Here is a 17,246-nt window from a genome sequence, read left to right on the forward strand (position 1 = left end):
CTAGTCCCCTATGGTGATGGTACAGGTCGTGCCCGCGATCAAGACCAGATCCGGGGGAATCGCCAGCAGCCTGATCCGCACCGGCACCCGCTGGGCCAGGCGCACCCAGGGCACATTCGGCTTGACGTCGAGCAGCAGCCCCTCGCTGCCTTCCAGGCTCTGATCGTGAATGGCGCGCCCTATGCTTTCCACCTCCCCCCTGAGTACCCGATCCCCGCTGTAGAGCACCACCTCGGCCGGTTTGCCGGGGGCGATGTGTCTGAGCTTGGTCTCTTCGAAATAGCCCTGCACATAGAAGGAGTGGGTGTCTATCAGGGCCACCAGGGGCACCCCGGCGGTGGCGTAGTTGCCGACCCTGGCCTGCAGATTGGTGATGTAGCCGTCGCTCGCGGCATGGACCTCGGTCCGGGCAAGGGACCATCTGGCCTGCTCCAGATTGGCCTGGGCCACCTCATAAGCCGCCTTCATCGCCTGGGCATTGAGCCTGGATTCATCCACCGCCTCGGCGGAGATGACGGTGCGGGAGAGGCTCTGGCGACGGTTCGCCTCGTGCTCCGCCTTGTCGAGATCCGACCTGGCCTTGGCCAGGGCCGCGCTGGCGTTGTCCAGCGCGATGCGATAGGGCTCGGGATCCAGGGTGAAGAGCAGGTCCCCCGCCTTCACCAGCTGGTTGTCCTTGACCCCTATCCTGACGATCTTGCCCGACACCTGGGGCGTGATGCTGACCAGCTCGGCCCGCACCTTGCCATCCCGGGTCCAGGGACCCTGCATGTAGTCGTTCCACAGCCACCAGAGCGACACCAGCGCCAGGGCAAAGACCAGCAGGGTGGAGAAGTATTTGAGGGTCGCGAGGGGTGATTTAGCCATGTAGCAATATCCATAGGGCGCCACTGACGGCGAGGATGAAGAGGGAGAGATCCATCAGCAGGGGGTGCCAGACCTCGCCGCCGTAGAGCCAGTCCCGCAGCAGATGGTGCAGCGGCAGCCAGCCCAGCAGGCCGAGCAGCACGGCCTTGAACAGGGGTGGAAAGTAGAGCGAGGCCCCGAGGATCAGATCCGGCAGCGCTGAAGCAGTCGTCACGGGTGTGCCCCCTGTTGGCAGAGATGGAATGAAGAGAGAGGCCGGGGTCCGCCGGGAGACGGACAGGGCAAGGTTAACACAGCCATGGCGGGGGCTACACAAGCAGATGACCCCCTGAGGCGTCGTCACGGGAGTGGCACGACAACGCCTCGCCCGTCCTCCCCGCCACCCGTCGGGGCAGTCACCTCGCGTTCAATCGGCTACGGTATCTGCCGGGTGATGCACCCCGTCGCGGGTCGGCACCTCTCCCAGATCGAACGGGTTGACCCCCTCCAGACAGGCGAGGTTGTAGCCATATTCCGCCGGATTGGATCGGCGCTGGTGATGGGTGTAGATGCCGCAGACGCTGCAGAAATAGTGTTTCGCGGTGCGGGTGTTGAACTGGTAGCAGCGAAGCGCCGCCTCCCCTTGCAGGATGCGGATGCCGGAGAGCGGCACCGAGGCGACGATGGCCCCACGCCGCCGACAGAAGGAGCAGTCGCAGCGGCGCGGATCCACCACGCCATCCGGCAGGGTCAGCTCCAGCACCACGGCGCCGCAGTGGCAGCTCGCCTTGTGTTTCTTCTGGATGGGGGTATTGCCGATGCGTGTGATCATGCTGCCTCCTTGCCGCAGTGTCAGGCTGCGAACCGGTTAATCGAACAGGGTATCCCCCCGCCCCTGCGACAGATGGTCATGCAGGGTGCGCAACTGGGACGCCACCACCCGGTGGCGGGAGAGTTCGGGCAAGGCGTCGATGGGGAAGTACCCCGCCCCTTTGGTTTCATCGGTGTCGGTAAGCAGAGCGCCCCCCGTCACCTCGCACAGGAAGAAGGCCTTGTGGGCATGGGGCAGCTGCGGGGGATGGGGATGCTGGAGCTTGTCGAACAGGGCCAGCAGCTGCACCGCCCGACATACGAGGCCGGTCTCCTCCACCACTTCACGCACCACGGCGTCCGCAGGCGAATCGCCGATGTCGCACCAGCCCCCCGGCAGGGTCCAGCAACCGTCACTGCGCTCTTGCACCAGCAGGATATGGCCCGCGTCGTTCTGAATGAAGGCCCGCACATCCAGCTTGGGGGTGGGATAGCCGCTATCGAGGGCAATCCAGTCGCCGATGGCGTCGGGGGCCAGCTCGCTCTGGCTGGCGATGAGCGTCACCGTGGCCGCTCGCAGCGCCTCGAAGCGGGCGATGTCGAAGGGATCGCGGGAGTAGGTGAGCCCCGCCTGGGCCGTGGCCAGCACCTGTTCGAGGAAGGCGGCCAACGGCGGTTGCATGGCTAGAGCCCGAGGAAACGGACGATCTGGGCGGGGTAGCGCTCGAAGCCTGTGAAGGCGTGATCGCCGCCACACTCCAGGGAGAGACGGGCAAAGCGGTATTCGTCCAGCGCCTTGCGATAGTCGAGCACCTCGTCCTCCTGCTGTTGCAGCACCCAGAGCCGCTCGGGGGCAGTCACCGGCACCGCCAGCGCTCTCAGCTCGTCCATGTGCCCAGGCAACAGTTCATAGCGTTCGCCGCTGTAGGGGTTGGTCTGGGGGCCGAGGTAGTCGCAGAGCAGCTCGTGGGGGCGCACCGCCGGGTTGATGAGTGCGGCGCGGCAGCCGTACATCTCGCTCACTCTCGTGGCCATGAAGCCACCGAGGGAGCTGCCCACGGCGCCCAGTCGCAGGGCGCTGCCGTGGCGGGCCTTCAGGTCGGCGATGGCCTGCTCGATGGCAGCCCAGGCGGCCGCCGGGGTGTTGGGCTGGGCCGGGATCACCACCTCGATATCGGGCCTGTTCTCTGCCACCCAGGCCGCCATCTGCTGCGCCTTGGCCGAGCCGGGGGATGAATTGAAACCGTGCAGGTAGAGGAGTACGGGCTTCATGGCAACCCCTCAGTAACCGGTGGCATTGGGGTCGGGCACGAACTGCCCCAGCGGCAGGCGCCACACCTGACTCGCCACCCGGCCATCCGGGTGCAGGGTGAGATAGCGCCAGCCCGGGCCGGATTCGTCCAGTGCGAAACCGTCGGAGAGCGGCTTGAACTGGATGCAGGTAGAGGGGCTGGCGATGAGCCGCACTCCGTGGTGCACCTCGTCAAACTCCTGATGGACGTGGCCGAACAGGATGGTCTTCTGCTGCGGGTGGCGGGCCAGCACGGCGAACAGGTCGTCGGCATTCTTGAGGTTGTGCTGATCCAGCCAGGCGCAGCCCACCGGCACCGCCTGATGGTGCAGGGCGATGAGGGCATGGCGCTCGGGATGCTGGCGCAGGGCCTGATCCAGGGCCGCCAGCTGGTGATCCCCCAGCACCCCGTGGGGTTTGCCGCGCACCTGGGTATCCAGCAGGATCACCTGCCAGTGCTCGCCTACCAGTTGCTTGGCCTCGCTGATGCCGGCCGCATGGAGGTATTCGGTCATCAGGGGGCCGTCGTCGTGGTTGCCGGGCAACCAGTAGATGGGGCGAGCCAGGGGGGCCATCATGGAGGCGAAGCGCTGGTAGGACTCCGGGCTGTGATCCTGGGAAAGATCCCCGGTGGCGAGGATGAGATCGAACGGGTGCTCGTTGGCCTGCACCCGCTCCAGCACGGCGGCCAGACTCTGCGCCGTGGGCACGGCCAGCAGCCGCCCCTCGGCACTGGCGAAGAGATGGGTATCGGTAATCTGTAACAGGCGCACACTGCCGTCCGGCGCCTGAGGTAGCTCTGTTTCCAAAATCACGCTTCTTTTTTATGGGTTCGACTAGAGGATGTTAATCAGGCTGGTGCCGTGTTTGAGACAAAATCTCAACCAATCGGCCAAGAATAGATTTACCTGCTCCTTTTCATCCCTGTGATGCATTTTTTGATTGGGATAATCATAACGTGGTTGCAACATTGAAATCTGTTGCGCCGCACACACTTCCGCCATTCGCACATCATGATACAAACGAATCTCTATCCGGGCTTGCAAGTAGCTCGGCAATTCGGGGTTGTGCTGGGCCAGGATCACCTGGCTGGTGAAGCGGCTCTCCTCGGTCACCGTGAGCTGGAACTGCAGGCCGTTGCCGACCTGATAGCGGCGCTCAGCACCTACGCTGCCGCCGGGCGGCAACAGTTTCATCAGCGCCATGTAATTGACCTCGCAGGTACGCTGCAAGGACATCAAATCAGGCACATAGCGCTTCATCGGGCTCTGGACTAATGACATGTCGCGGCTCCCTCAATCAGGGTCCATGAAGGGTGGACCCACTGCACAGTGTTCCAGTCGGACACAGGGCACCTGACCCGGGTCTGAACGAGCGTCACCTCAGCGCCCCGCCAGCCAGCGTGCCCGCAGCTCGCCGTGATTCAGGGCCAGCCACTGCAGGGCGATGACGGAGGCAGCATTGTCGATGCGCCCCTCTTTGAGCCAGGCATAGGCCTGCTCGCGGCTCACCACGTGGACCCGGATGTCTTCCCCCTCTTCCGCCAGACCGTGGATCCCCTTGGCCTGACTGGCATCCACCTCGCCCACGAACACCTCGATGCGCTCGGTGCTGCCACCCGGGCTCACCAGATAGCTGATGGCGTGTTCGCAGCGTCCCACCTCGATCCCAGCCTCTTCCACCGCTTCGCGCCGCACCACAGCCTCGGCGGTCTCCCCTTCATCGATGATGCCGGCCACCAGCTCCAGCAGCCAGGGGGTGGCGCTGGTCTCCATGGCGCCGATGCGAAACTGCTCCACCAGCACGATCTCGTCCCGCACCGGATCATAAGGCAGCAGGGCGGCGGCATGGCCACGTTCGAACAGTTCCCGGACGATGGGGGCGTTCCAGCCACCGGCAAACAGCCTGTGTTGCAGGCGGTAGACATTCACCTTGAAGAAGCCATTATATCCAGCTGATTTTTCAATGATTTTCACATCATCGCTGGAGTAGTGGCAGGTTTGAGGCAAGGCTTGCTGTGACATTCGAGACTCCTGCCAGCTTGACTTGGCTTGGTTTGACCATAATATTCGGGGGCATGAATGAACATTCATTCACTCGCTCTCGCCGACGATGAGGGAAGGATTTTAGCAGCCACAGGGCATTTGGCTAGGCGCGTTGCCGAGAAAACTCGCCCCGGACCTTGACGTTTCCGCAGCTGGAAAAGAGACAGTTCGCAATGAAATCTGCTTATAGTAGAGTGGTTAAGCTGAAATCAAGCTTGGTCGGTGACAATCCCCCCTTCATCCAGCGGACAGCTTTGGGTTGATACAAAAGGTTAAAACTATCATATGAAAAGAACACTCTTGTCAGTCATGGTGATGCTGGGTGTGAGCGGCGCCGCTCATGCCGAAAACCTGCTCGATATTTACCAACAGGCCCAGATCAAGGACACCCAGCTGCTGGAATCCAAGGCCAAGCGGGACCAGGCCTTCGAGAAGATCAACGAATCCCGTGCAGCCCTGCTGCCCCAGATCAACCTGGGCGCCGGCCTGAACTACCTGCAAAACAAGAACGACACCATGACCAACACGGGCGCTACCGGCTCCGTGACCCTGGATCAATCCATCTACCGTCGCAGCAACTGGGTCAACCTGGATCTGACCGAGAAGAGCGCCACCCAGTCCGACGTGGCCTACAACCTCGAGTACCAGAACCTGATGCTGCGTACCGCCCAGGCCTACTTCGACGTGCTCAAGGCCATGGATACCCTGGAATTCGTGCGTGCCAACAAGACCGCGGTCGAGCGTCAGCTTGAACAGACCCAGCAGCGCTTCGAAGTGGGCCTGACCGCCATCACCGACGTGCACGAGGCCGAGGCCGAGCGCGATCAGGCGCTGGCGGACGAGATCAATGCCGAGAACACCCTGGACAACAGCTACGAGAGCCTGCGCGAGCTGACCGGTATCGACCACCGTCAACTGGACGTGCTCAACACCGATCGCTTCAGCCCGCAGAAGACCGCGTTCAACTCCGACAAGTGGCTGGAACTGGCCCTGGACAAGAACCTGGAGCTGCACAGCGCCCGCATCGGCAAGGACATCGCCAAGGAGCAGATCGATCTGGCCAAGACCGGTCATGAACCGACCCTGGATCTGGGCGCCGGCCTGAACGCCGGTTACAACGATTACAAGGACGAGATCCGCAACCCCGAGAGCAACAGCAATCAGGGCAACATCGGCCTGAACTTCAAGCTGCCCATCTACACCGGCGGGGCCACCACCTCCCAGGTCAAGCAGGCACAGTTCAACTACGTGGCCGCCAGCGAACAGCTCGAGCGCAGCTTCCGCTCGGTGCAGAGCACGGTCCGCTCCTCCTACAACAACGTGAACGCCAGCATCGGCTCGGTCCGCGCCTACAGCCAGTCCGTCATCTCCGCCGACAGCGCCCTGAAGGCGACCGAGGCCGGTTACGAGGTGGGTACCCGCACCATCGTCGACGTGCTGGACTCCACCCGCAAGCTGTATCAGGCCAAGCAGAAGCTCTCCGAGGCCCGCTACAACTACATCCTCAGCATCCTCTCCCTCAAGCAGGCCGCCGGCATCCTGGAGCAGAAGGATCTGGAAGAGGTGAACCAGGGTCTGATGCCCGCCGCCCAGGTCACCAAGAAGTCCTGAGCCAGGCGCACACCATGAGAAAAGGCGACCCCGGGGTCGCCTTTTTCATCTCTGTTCGCCGCTGGAAGTGCGTTGGTCGGGGCCTGCCAGGCAGCGACCATGTCACCGACCCGGCAGCCCCATCAAAAAACCCGGCCTTGGCCGGGTTTTACGCTTATCCGCGTTCGCGGATGGTCTTGATGATGTCGGTGGTGGAGCAGCCGTCCTCGAAGTTCAGCACCCGCACCTCGCCGCCATTGGCGGTCACCTCGGCGTAACCGGCGATCTCTTCGGGCTTGTAGTCGCCCCCCTTGACCAGGAGGTCTGGCAGGATCTCGGCGATCAGACGCTGGGGCGTGTCTTCGCTGAAGGGGACCACCCAGTCCACGGCACCCAGGGCCGCCAGCACCGTCATACGGCGCTCTGTCGGGTTGACCGGGCGACCCGGCCCCTTGAGGCGACGCACGGACTCGTCGGTGTTCACCGCCACGATCAGGCGGTCCCCCAGCTTGCCCGCATTGGCCAGATAGGAGACATGACCCGCGTGCAGAATGTCGAAGCAGCCGTTGGTCATCACCACCTTCTCGCCGCGCAGACGGGCGGCCTGGACGGCCACCTTGAGCTGGGCCTCGGACATGACGCCAAAGCCGGTCTCCTGCTCGGTGTAGAGGGCGTTGGCCAGTTCCACCGGGCTCACGGTGGAGGTCCCCAACTTGCCGACCACGATGCCGGCGGCGGTGTTGGCCAGGGCGCAGGCCTCGTCCAGACTCTTGCCCGCGGCAAGGGAAGTCGCCAGGGTGGAGATGACGGTGTCACCGGCACCGGTGACGTCATAGACCTCGTGGGCCTGGGCCGGCAGGTGCAGCTCGGGCTGCCCTTCGCGGATCAGGGTCATGCCGTTCTCGGAACGGGTGACCAGCAGGGCGTCCAGCTCGAAGCGCTTGACCAGCTCCAGCCCCCTGGCGACCAGGTCTTCTTCCCCCTTCACCTTGCCCACCACGGCCTCGAACTCGGACATGTTGGGGGTCAGCAGGGTGGCACCGCGGTACTTCTCGAAATCGGTCCCCTTGGGATCGACCAGCACGGGGATACCGGCGGCGCGGGCACGCCGGATCATGCCGGGCACATCGTTGAGGGCGCCCTTGCCGTAGTCGGAGAGGATCATCACGTCCGCCTGGGGCAGCGCCTGCTCCACCTTGCCCATCAGCAGGCTGGCATCCACGTCGTGGAAGGCCTCTTCGAAGTCGAGGCGCAGCAGTTGCTGGTTGCGGGACAGCACCCGCAGCTTGGTGATGGTCGGATAGTCGGTCAGGCGCACGAAATCACAGGCCACCTTGACCCCGGCCATCTGGCTGGCGAGGGCATCGGCGGCTTCATCCTGACCGGTCAGGCCCAGCAGCACGGCCTGGGCGCCAAGGGCGGCGGAGTTGAGCGCCACGTTGGCGGCGCCACCCGGGCGCTCCTCGATGTGCTCGACCTTGACCACGGGGACCGGCGCCTCGGGGGAGATCCGGCCGGTAGGGCCATGCCAGTAGCGATCCAACATGACATCGCCAACGACCAGGATGCGGGCTTTTTCAAACTCGGGCAGGGTGATTTTCATCTGTATCGGCTCTCAAAACCTGAAAAATTCAGCGGCCGATTTTATCACACTCTTTTCCGGGGCGTGAAAAAAGCACGGCCCTGCCCCCTGACGCCCCCTCTGACCAGATGACGGCGATTCGCGCCCGCCCCCGCTTTTCGGATAGAATCCTCCACATGCGAGTGACCGCATCCGCGCCGGGCCACCCCACACAGGCCCCCCGGTTCGGTCGGACTCCCCCCTTTGCCTTTGCGAACAAGAGACTCTTCATGGCCCAAGAACACGCTCCCCGCCTCGAACCCCGTCTGTTCCATCCCCGTTACTGGGGGAGCTGGCTGGGCCTCTCCCTGCTCTGGCTGCTGGTGTTGCTGCCCTGGCGCAGCCAGATGTGGCTGGGCCGCCAGCTCGGCACCCTGGCCCGCAAGCTGCTGAAATCCCGCGTCAAGATTGCCCGCCGCAACCTGGAGCTGGCGATGCCAGAGCTCAGCCGGGATGAGCGCGAAGCCCTCCTGGTGCAGAACTTCGAGAGCGTGGGCTGCGCCATCTTCGAGGTGGGCATGGCCTGGTTCTGGCCAGACTGGCGGATGCGCCGCCTGATGAAGGTGGAAGGGGAAGAGCACGTCATCAACGCCATGGAGAAGGGCCAGGGGATGCTGCTGCTCTCCTGCCACTTCCTCACCCTTGAGCTCAATGCCCGCTGCTTCGGCCTGGTACGTCCCGGGGTCGGTGTCTACCGCCCCAACACCAATCCGGTGCTGGAGTACGCCCAGTACCACGGTCGCTGCGCCTCCAACAAATACCTGGTGGACCGGATGGACGTGAAGGGGATGATCAAGGCGCTGCGCAACGGCGACGCCCTCTGGTATGCACCGGATCACGACTACGGCAGCCATGCCAGCGTCTTCGTGCCCTACTTCGCGGTGGAGCAGGCCGCCACCATCACGGGGACCGCCACCCTGGCCCGGGTGAAGAACACCGTCACCCTGCCCTGCTACAACATCCGCACCCGGGAGGGCTACACCCTGCATATCGGGGCCCCGCTCGCGGACTACCCGAGCGGTGACGACATGGCGGATGCCAGCCGCGCCAACCGCGAGATTGAAGCCGCCGTGCGCAAGGCGCCGGAGCAGTACATGTGGCTGCACCGCCGCTTCAAGACCCGCCCCAATCCGGACGATCCCGGCTACTACTGATGCCCTCCCGCCCCGTCGACCGGGCAAGTCCAGACGACAGGACAGGATGGCACCGCGCCCCATGAAAAAGCCCTCGCACTGCGAGGGCTTTTTTGTTGGCTGCTAGCGTCTGCCTTACTGGCGGATCAGGCGGTAGATGGCGTAGCCGGGGTGCTTGGCGTCATCCATCGGCAGGGTGGACTGGTACGACAGATCCGCCCCCGCCAGGGCCTTGGCCTCGTCGGTCGGCGAGGAGTAGAGGCGCACGTCCACGTTGGCGGGCAGGGCCTTCATGTGCCAGTTGTTGTTGGCCGCCGGGCTGAAGCCAGCCGGGTTGTCCGCAGACTGGGCCTTCAGGTACTGGGCGATGATCTCCCGCGTCTCGAAGGGATCTTCATGGACGATGTTGCTGCCGTCGATGCCCGGGAAGTGGCCGCCGCCGCTGGCGCGGTAGTTGTTGGTCACCACGTAGAACTTCTGGGCCGGGTCCACGGGCTGGCCGTTGAAGGTGAGGCCGCTGATGCGCTGGCCGTCGCTCACCTTGACCCCGTCCTTGCTGTAGCGGGCCGGCTGGGTGATGTCCACCTCGTAGTTGACCCCGTCAATCACATCGAAGTTGTAGGTGGGGAAGCTCTCGTTCACCAGCCACTGCACCTCTGTCTTGCCGGTGTCGATCTGGTTGAACTGGCCAGCGCTCATCTCCAGCCACTCCTTGACGGTGGCCCCGTTCACCTCGACCACCTGCAGGGTGTTCGGATAGATGTAAAGGTCGGAGACGTTGCGCAGGGAGATGTCACCCTGGGCCACGTAGGTAAAGTCGTTGATGCCGTTGCGACCGCCACGGAAGGGGGCCGCCACCGACAGGATGGGGTAGGACTCCTTGAGCAGGCCGTCTTGTTGCAACTGCTCCGCGTGGCGGCGCTGGGCATCGCTCACCAGCTGCACCGAGGGGTCGTCCTGCACCAGGGCGAAGAAGCTGTGGATGGGGGAGGTGATCTTGCCGAGCGGCTCGTCCAGCCACTGGTTGGTGGCGTCGTGATCCGCCTGCACCAGGTCCACCACCCGCTGATCCACCGCACTGCCCTCGCTGGCGTCTATCTTGCGCAGGCTGGCCTGGCTCTGCTTCACCTGCCACTTGCCGTCCACCTGCTCCAGCTTGAGGTCGATGATGCCGAGGTGGTTGCCCCAGTAGCCGGGCATCACGGTGGGGATGCCGCTCAGGGTACCCGCCTTATTGTCCACCTCCGGCAGATCCGGGAAGTCCCCGGGGAAGTTCTTGTGGGCGTGGCCCAGCATCAGGGCATCCACCCCCTTCACCTTGGCCAGATGCCAGGCGGAGTTCTCCATCATGGCCTCATAGCTGCTGGCATTGATGCCGGTGTGAGCCACCACCACCACGATGTCGGCGCCCTTGGCGCGCAGCTCGGGCACATAGTGATTGGCGGTCTCGACCATGTCGGCCACCACCACCTTGCCCTCCAGATGGCGCTTGTCCCACTGCAGCACCTGGGGCGGGGTCAGACCCAGGATGCCCACCTTGACGCGCTGGCGCTGGCCCTTGTCATCGGTCACCTCGCGCTCCAGCAGCAGATAGGGGGTGAACTTGTTGCCGCTCCAGTCAATCTGTCCCTTGGCATCGCGCTTGAAGGCCCCCGCCTCGAACACGTTGGCGTTCACATAGGGGAAGTCGGCTCCCGCCAGCACCTTGCCAAGGTAGTCCAGGCCGTAGTTGAACTCGTGGTTGCCCAGGTTGCCCGCGTCGTAGCCCAGCTCGTTCATCGCCTTGAACACCGGGTGCGCCTGCTTCTCGAGGTAGCCGGCACCGGACTGCTCGAAGATGTAGTCCGCCAGCGGCGTGCCCTGAATGAGGTCACCGTTGTCGAGCAGCAGGTTGTTGGGGTTCTCGGCGCGGGCGGCGCGGATCAGCAGGGCGGTGCGGGAGAGGCCGAACTTGCGATCCTCCTTGTTCTGGTAGTAGTCGTACCCCAGCACGTTGGAGTGGATGTCGGAGGTCTGGATCAGGCGCAGGGAGACGGTCCCCGGCTGCGCCTTGCTGTCATTCTCGTTGCTGCAGGCAGACAGCAGCACGATGGCGGCAATAGCCCCCAGCTTCATGGTGTTATTCACTGTTTTTTCCCTTTTATTATGAGTAACGCTTTACCAGCGCCGGGAATTTAACAGACGAATATGTCAGCAGATGGCACCGGGACTCATTTTTATGAAGCCCGGCACAAAAATAGCCTCATGAGGCCAATATGGCACCCAATGCCAGCTTGGCCGCCAGCACCAGCATGATGAGACCTACAACAAGATCAATGGCTTGCTGCACCCGGCCCCGGGCAAGCCAGGGGGAGAGTGCCGCCGCCCCGAACGCCAGTCCGTAGAACCAGACCAGGGAAGCCAGCATGGCCCCCGCCGCGAAGGCGGGTCTGAGCTCCTCGGCAAACTGGCTGCCGAAGGAGCCAAGCAACATCAGGGTATCCAGGTAGACGTGGGGGTTGAGCAGAGTGACTCCGAGGGTCATGGCCAGCACGCTCTTCACCCCCATCAACCGGGGCGAGTCCGCCAGAGCCGCCTCCTGGCCGCGCCAGGCACTGCGCAGGGAGCGCACCCCGAACCAGCCGAGGAAGAGCACGCCGCCCCAGGTCAGCAGGGCCAGGCCGATCGGGCTGGCCGCCAGCAGGTTGGCCCCGCCGAACACCCCGATGCCGATCAGCACGAGATCGCACAGGCAGCAGAGGGTCGCCGTCAGCAGGTGGTGGTTGCGGTGAATGCCCCGGCTCAGCACGAAGGCATTCTGGGCCCCGATGGGGATGATCATGGCAAGGCCGAGGGTAAATCCTTGCAGGGTGGTGGCGAACATGGGGATGCGTTCCTGTGAAAGAGAGAAACGCACTATAAGGGGGTGCGGGTAATCAGAGAAATTCATTCATTTTCTGATGCATTCATAAAACTGATGAAAACCGGGCCGAAACCACACAAAGAAGGTTGTCAATTGCAGGATCTGACAATTGTGGGGTCACAGCCCCACCCCGAGAATCGGCGGCAGGATGGGACGGCGCAGGACAGCGGTGATGGCGACAGAGGGGATGCCGGGCGACGAGCCGGTGCCGCCGGGCCTGTATTCACTGCAGCAGGGAGGGGAAGTTGGTGACCACCACCTGCTCCAGGTTCGGCAGCAGGATGCCGCTGCTCACCCCCTTGGCGATGGCCTGGTAGCGGTTCATCGACCCCGTCTTGCGGGTGACCTGATTGAGGTGGTAGTTCACGGTGCGCTCCGTGATGCCGAGGATGCAGGCGATCTCCCCCGATGTCTTCCCTTCGCTGGCCCAGAACAGGCACTCGGTCTCCCGCTCCGTCAGGGGTTCCTGGGGATCGTCCTCTCTCATGCTCTGGCGCACGATCCGGATCGCCGCCTCGAAGATGTAGTTGGACATCCAGGAGAGGATGGGCGAGGACTCCAGCATCAGATCGCTCGACGCCCGCTCCCGGGTGATGAAAGAGAGTATGCCGTTCTCCCCCGCCGCCCCGTGCAGCGGGAACGAGATGCCGTTGCGCAACCCGAATTCCGCCGCCAGCCCCATCACATCCATGCTCCCCTCTTGCAGGAAGCGCGCCTTCTCGTCCAGCCGGTTCCAGTAGATGGGCAGGGTCTGCCTGCGGGCGAGCTGGATGATGGGATCGCAGGCCAGCATGTTGTTCAGGGTGTAGGCCTGTACCCAGGAGTCGGGGCACTGGTTGAACAGCACCACCTTGGGCCTTTGCATCGACATGGGCAGGATGAGGGCGAAGCGGTAGTAGTCGTAGCCCATTCCCAGGGTGAAGCGGCCGATGAGCTCGGACAACCGGTTGCCATCGGTCACCAGCGTGAAATGTTCCAGGTACTCAAGCAGTTGGTCGCGTGTCATAGGCAAGCCTCCCCTGGCCAAGGCCTTGGATTATAGCGCCTAACCATGAAATGGAGAGACATGAATGCTTGTTTTCAAAGGAAAATTGAAAGAACACCCCAGATGGGAGGTCGAAAACGAGCTCTACCGATTTCGCAACCGCGTCTTCTCCGATCGACTCGGTTGGGACGTGGAATCCCGCCGTGGCCTGGAGCGTGACAACTTCGACAAGCCCGACACCCACTGGGTGCTGATTGAAGACAAACAGGGGCTGTGCGGCTGCATCCGCCTGCTCAGCTGCGCCCAGGATTACATGCTACCCAGCATCTTCCCCACCGCCCTCGCTGGCGAAGCCCCGCCGCGCGGCAACGACGTGTGGGAGCTGACCCGCCTCGCCATCGACGCCGACCGGGCCCCTCGCCTGGAGAACGGCATCAGCGAACTCACCTGCGTCATCTTCCGCGAGGTGCTGGCCTTCGCCAGGGAGCAGGGGATCCGCGAGCTGGTGGCCGTGGTCAGCCTGCCGGTGGAGCGCATCTTCCGTCGCCTCGGCCTGCCCATCGAACGCCTCGGCCATCGCCAGGCGGTGGATCTGGGGGCCGTGCGCGGGGTCGGCATCCGCTTCCACCTGGACGAGCGTTTCGACCGCGCCGTACATCGCCCCCTGCAGGGCCATTACCGGCCGGCGGGGGATGCTCTGCTCGCCGTCATCTGAGCAAAAAAAGTCCCGGGACCGGCCCGGGATTCAAGACGCTCGCTATGGTCCGTTTCCACCCCATGCAAAAACGGACTGGATGAGTATCTTATGAATCTCATGTCAGGGCTACTGTCACATCTCACAGGGGCGGCCCCGGACACGGGCCCCCTCCATGGGGGCGGTCGGGTTGTCCTCTGGCGCTCCCTTGAGTAGCATTCTTGCTGAACTCCCTTTTTTCATAAGGAATGCTGATGAAGACGCTGGACTACAAGCTGCTGCTGGCCCTGGACGCGGTGATCCGGGAGCAAAACTTCGAGCGTGCCGCCCAGCGCCTGCACATTACCCAGTCCGCCATCTCCCAGCGCATCAAGCAGCTGGAGCAGCAGTTTGCGGAGCCGCTCATCATCCGCAGCCAGCCGCTGCAGGCCACGGGGCTCGGCCAGAAGCTGCTGGCCCACTATCGCCAGGTGCGCCAGCTGGAGCTGGAGCTGGCCGGCGAGCTCTCCCCCGACGAGCCCAGGGCCCCCATCCGGGTCAGCATCGCCGTCAATGCCGACAGCCTGGCTACCTGGTTCCTGCCCGCCCTGGCGCCGCTGCTGGAGCAATACCCCATCGAGCTGAACCTGCTGGTGGATGACGAGAGCCGCACCCTGGACCGGGTGCGCGAGGGGCAGGCGTTCGGCGCCGTCAGCCTGCAACCCCAGCCGCTGGCGGGCTGCTGCGTCGACGAACTCGGCGAGATGCGCTATCTGCTCACCGCCAGCCCCGCCTTCGTCGCCCGCCACTTCCCGAACGGCCTCACGGCGGCAGCCCTGGCCAAGGCGCCGGCGGTGGCCTTCGATCAGCGCGACGACATGCACATCAGCTACATGGCCCGTCATTTCGCCCTCCCCCCCGGTGGCTACCCCTGCCACACGGTGCGATCCTCCGAGGCCTTCGTCGCCATGGCGGAGCAGGGGCTGGCCTGCTGCCTCATCCCGGAATTGCAGATCCGCCAGCAACTGGAAGAGGGGCGCCTGCTCGATCTCAACCCGGATCACCACCTGGTCGAGCAGCTCTACTGGCACCGCTGGGTGCTGGAGCGGGGGCTGCACAAGCAGATATCCCAGCGCCTGATCCAGCAGGGGCGACGGGCACTGCAACCCCGTTGAGGGGGCCATTCACCTTGGCTTTGGGGGGGTAAAAACGTATAGTGCTGGGCGATTAACCATCAGGTCTCCACTCAGGTTCCCCATTTATGTTCCAAGACAATCCGCTGCTGGCCCAGCTCAAGCAACAAATCCGCGAAAACATCCCCAAGAAAGAGGGTGTGATCCGCGCCTCCGATCGGGGCTTCGGCTTCCTGGAGGTCGATGAGAAGACCAGCTATTTCGTGCCGCCTCCCTACATGAAGAAGGTGATGCACGGTGACCGGGTGAGCGCCCTGATCCGCACTGAAAAAGAGAAAGAGGTGGCCGAGCCGGATGCCCTGCTGGAGCAGGCCGTCACCCGCTTCGTCGGCCGCGTCAAGATGTTCCGCGACCGCCTCAACGTGGTGCCCGACCACCCCCTCATCAAGGACGCCATCAAGGCCCGCGCCAAGAAGGGTCTGGACGAGAAATCCTTCAAGGAAGGGGACTGGGTGGTGGCGACCCTCAAGCGCCATGCCCTGGTGGACGGCAACTTCTCCGCCGAGATCACCCAGCTCATCGCCACCCAGGAAGATCACAACGTGCCCTGGTGGGTGGTGCTGGCGCGCCACAACCTGGCCCAGATTGAACCGGCGGACCTGCCGGAGTGGAAGGTGATCGAAGAGGAAGAGCTGCCCCGCCGGGATCTGACCCAGGTTCCCTTCTTCACCATCGACGGTGCCAAGACCAAGGACATGGACGATGCCCTGGCCATCACCAAGCTGGAGAACGGCTGGGAGCTGCTGGTGGCCATCGCCGACCCGACCGCCTATGTGGCCGAGGGGAGCGAGCTGGACAAGGAGGCCGCCCAGCGCGCCTTCACCGTCTACATGCCGGGGCGCAACGTGCCCATGATCCCGCGCACCCTCTCCGACGAGCTCTGCTCCCTGAAAGAGGGCGAGGAGCGCAACACCCTGTGCGCCCGTCTGCTCATCGCCGAGGACGGCCTGCTGCTGGAGGAGACCGAGTTCTTCGCCGCCCGCATCAATTCCCATGCCCGTCTCAGCTATGACGACGTCTCCGACTGGGCCGAACACGGCAAACAGCTGGATATCGACGCCGGCGTGCTGGCCCAGCTGCCGCTGATGAAGGCGATGACCGAGGCTCGCATCAAGTGGCGCACCGAGCACGCCCTGGTGTTCCCGGACAGACCCGACTACGACTTCGAGCTGGGTGAAGACGGCGAAGTGCTGGCCATCCACGTGGAGCCGCGCCGCATCGCCAACCGCATGGTGGAAGAGTCGATGATCGCCGCCAACATCTGCGCCGGCCGCGTGCTGGGCAAAGAGGTCGGCTACGGCATCTTCAACGTCCACACCGGCTTTGACGAGGAGTCCCTGGACGGCGCCATCGAGCTGCTCAAGACCGCCGAGGCCCCGTTCGAGAAGGAAGAGATCGCCAGCCTCTCCGGCTTCTGCGCCCTGCGCCGCTGGATAGACAACCTGGACACCCGCTGGCTGGACGGCAAGATCCGCCGCTTCCAGAGCTATGCCCTGATGTCCGCCGAACCGGGCGCCCACTACGGCCTGGGTCTGGATGCCTACGCCACCTGGACCTCCCCCATCCGCAAATACGGCGACATGGTCAACCATCGCCTGCTCAAGGCGGTCATCGCCGGCAAGACCCCGGGTGAGCGCCCCAGCCTGGAGCTGACCGAGCACCTGACCGCCTGCCGCCGCCTGCACCGCATGGTGGAGCGCGACATCGGCGACTGGCTCTATGTGCGCTACCTCAAGGCCGATGCGGGCACCGACAAGGTGTTCAACGCCGAGATCATCGACGTGATGCGCGCCGGCCTCAAGCTGCGCCTGCAGGAGAACGGCGCCGTGGTCTTCATGCCCGCCCGCCATATCCTGGACAACAAGGATCGGCTGGAGTGCAACTGGGACAACGGCCGCGTCTATCTGGACAAGACCGAGGTGGTCTACGAGCTCGGCCAGATCATCGAGGTGAAGCTGACCGAGGCGGTGGAAGAGACCCGCTCCCTCATCGCCAAGCCGGCGGTGGATCTGGTGCCGGGTCCGGCGCCGGTGGCCCCGACCAGCGAGGCCGATGCCGCGCCTGCCGACGAGGCCCCCAAGGCGCAGTGATCCCCCTGCTTGTCTGCTCTGCAAAAGCCCGCATCCTGCGGGCTTTTTTTATGGCTGCGCTCCGCGG

General features: G+C 64.0%; 17 protein-coding genes. 5 read left to right on the forward strand and 12 right to left on the reverse strand.

The window, feature by feature from the left end:
• The 8 genes from ACVDHI_RS10690 to nudF all read right to left on the reverse strand — a co-directional run bounded on the left by ACVDHI_RS10690 (position 1) and on the right by nudF (position 4,971).
• Entirely contained in the window at positions 1–867 is an 867-nt protein-coding gene (locus tag ACVDHI_RS10690) for an efflux RND transporter periplasmic adaptor subunit (RefSeq protein WP_039039753.1), read from the reverse strand.
• On the reverse strand, positions 860–1,102 hold the full coding sequence (locus tag ACVDHI_RS10695) for a DUF1656 domain-containing protein (RefSeq protein ID WP_039039819.1): 243 nt from the start codon (positions 1,100–1,102) through the stop codon (positions 860–862). Before ACVDHI_RS10695 ends, ACVDHI_RS10690 begins: the two co-directional genes overlap by 8 nt.
• 171 nt (positions 1,103–1,273) lie before the next feature.
• A complete protein-coding gene (locus ACVDHI_RS10700) occupies positions 1,274–1,678 on the reverse strand; it encodes a GFA family protein (protein ID WP_039039754.1) in 405 nt (134 codons plus the stop codon).
• A 36-nt stretch (positions 1,679–1,714) separates the two neighbouring features.
• Positions 1,715–2,338: an NUDIX hydrolase gene (locus ACVDHI_RS10705; RefSeq protein ID WP_447212072.1), complete on the reverse strand. Its 624-nt coding sequence runs from the start codon at positions 2,336–2,338 to the stop codon at positions 1,715–1,717.
• Positions 2,339–2,340: 2 nt separating this feature from the next.
• Positions 2,341–2,928 carry a YqiA/YcfP family alpha/beta fold hydrolase gene (locus tag ACVDHI_RS10710; RefSeq protein ID WP_045523103.1) on the reverse strand — a complete coding sequence of 196 codons (588 nt, stop codon included), beginning with the start codon at positions 2,926–2,928 and terminating at the stop codon, positions 2,341–2,343.
• A 9-nt stretch (positions 2,929–2,937) separates the two neighbouring features.
• Entirely contained in the window at positions 2,938–3,756 is an 819-nt protein-coding gene (cpdA, locus tag ACVDHI_RS10715) for a 3',5'-cyclic-AMP phosphodiesterase (RefSeq protein ID WP_041214382.1), read from the reverse strand.
• A gap of 27 nt (positions 3,757–3,783) precedes the next feature.
• Positions 3,784–4,230, reverse strand: a complete 447-nt coding sequence (locus tag ACVDHI_RS10720) for a DUF1249 domain-containing protein (protein ID WP_039039758.1) — start codon at positions 4,228–4,230, stop codon at positions 3,784–3,786.
• A gap of 99 nt (positions 4,231–4,329) precedes the next feature.
• Positions 4,330–4,971: an ADP-ribose diphosphatase gene (gene nudF, locus ACVDHI_RS10725; RefSeq protein WP_010672772.1), complete on the reverse strand. Its 642-nt coding sequence runs from the start codon at positions 4,969–4,971 to the stop codon at positions 4,330–4,332.
• Positions 4,972–5,277: 306 nt separating this feature from the next.
• Here nudF and tolC point away from each other — a divergent pair, with 306 nt between their 5' ends.
• A complete protein-coding gene (tolC, locus tag ACVDHI_RS10730) occupies positions 5,278–6,603 on the forward strand; it encodes an outer membrane channel protein TolC (protein WP_029313618.1) in 1,326 nt (441 codons plus the stop codon).
• Between the two features lie 154 nt (positions 6,604–6,757).
• On the opposite strand, the gene hldE is transcribed toward tolC, so the two are convergent.
• Positions 6,758–8,185, reverse strand: coding sequence for a bifunctional D-glycero-beta-D-manno-heptose-7-phosphate kinase/D-glycero-beta-D-manno-heptose 1-phosphate adenylyltransferase HldE (gene hldE / locus ACVDHI_RS10735; RefSeq protein WP_039039759.1), 1,428 nt, complete (start codon positions 8,183–8,185; stop codon positions 6,758–6,760).
• A 248-nt stretch (positions 8,186–8,433) separates the two neighbouring features.
• Here hldE and lpxL point away from each other — a divergent pair, with 248 nt between their 5' ends.
• A complete protein-coding gene (gene lpxL / locus ACVDHI_RS10740) occupies positions 8,434–9,357 on the forward strand; it encodes an LpxL/LpxP family Kdo(2)-lipid IV(A) lauroyl/palmitoleoyl acyltransferase (protein WP_010672769.1) in 924 nt (307 codons plus the stop codon).
• A gap of 114 nt (positions 9,358–9,471) precedes the next feature.
• On the opposite strand, the gene ACVDHI_RS10745 is transcribed toward lpxL, so the two are convergent.
• The 3 genes from ACVDHI_RS10745 to ACVDHI_RS10755 all read right to left on the reverse strand — a co-directional run bounded on the left by ACVDHI_RS10745 (position 9,472) and on the right by ACVDHI_RS10755 (position 13,244).
• Positions 9,472–11,451: a bifunctional 2',3'-cyclic-nucleotide 2'-phosphodiesterase/3'-nucleotidase gene (locus ACVDHI_RS10745; RefSeq protein WP_042015436.1), complete on the reverse strand. Its 1,980-nt coding sequence runs from the start codon at positions 11,449–11,451 to the stop codon at positions 9,472–9,474.
• A gap of 127 nt (positions 11,452–11,578) precedes the next feature.
• Positions 11,579–12,199 (reverse strand): L-lysine exporter, encoded by a 621-nt coding sequence (gene lysE / locus ACVDHI_RS10750; RefSeq protein ID WP_041214378.1) that lies wholly within the window; start codon positions 12,197–12,199, stop codon positions 11,579–11,581.
• 262 nt (positions 12,200–12,461) lie between these two features.
• Positions 12,462–13,244 (reverse strand): LuxR family transcriptional regulator, encoded by a 783-nt coding sequence (locus tag ACVDHI_RS10755; protein WP_010672766.1) that lies wholly within the window; start codon positions 13,242–13,244, stop codon positions 12,462–12,464.
• A gap of 64 nt (positions 13,245–13,308) precedes the next feature.
• On the opposite strand from ACVDHI_RS10755, the gene ACVDHI_RS10760 reads away from it, so the two are divergent.
• From ACVDHI_RS10760 to ACVDHI_RS10770, 3 genes are all read left to right on the forward strand, one after another.
• Positions 13,309–13,938, forward strand: a complete 630-nt coding sequence (locus tag ACVDHI_RS10760) for an acyl-homoserine-lactone synthase (RefSeq protein WP_029313613.1) — start codon at positions 13,309–13,311, stop codon at positions 13,936–13,938.
• Between the two features lie 233 nt (positions 13,939–14,171).
• Positions 14,172–15,071 (forward strand): LysR family transcriptional regulator ArgP, encoded by a 900-nt coding sequence (locus ACVDHI_RS10765; RefSeq protein ID WP_010672764.1) that lies wholly within the window; start codon positions 14,172–14,174, stop codon positions 15,069–15,071.
• A gap of 86 nt (positions 15,072–15,157) precedes the next feature.
• Positions 15,158–17,179: an exoribonuclease II gene (locus tag ACVDHI_RS10770; protein WP_226044762.1), complete on the forward strand. Its 2,022-nt coding sequence runs from the start codon at positions 15,158–15,160 to the stop codon at positions 17,177–17,179.
• Positions 17,180–17,246 lie beyond the last annotated feature (67 nt).

This window comes from Aeromonas sp. 25-248 (assembly GCF_053005425.1).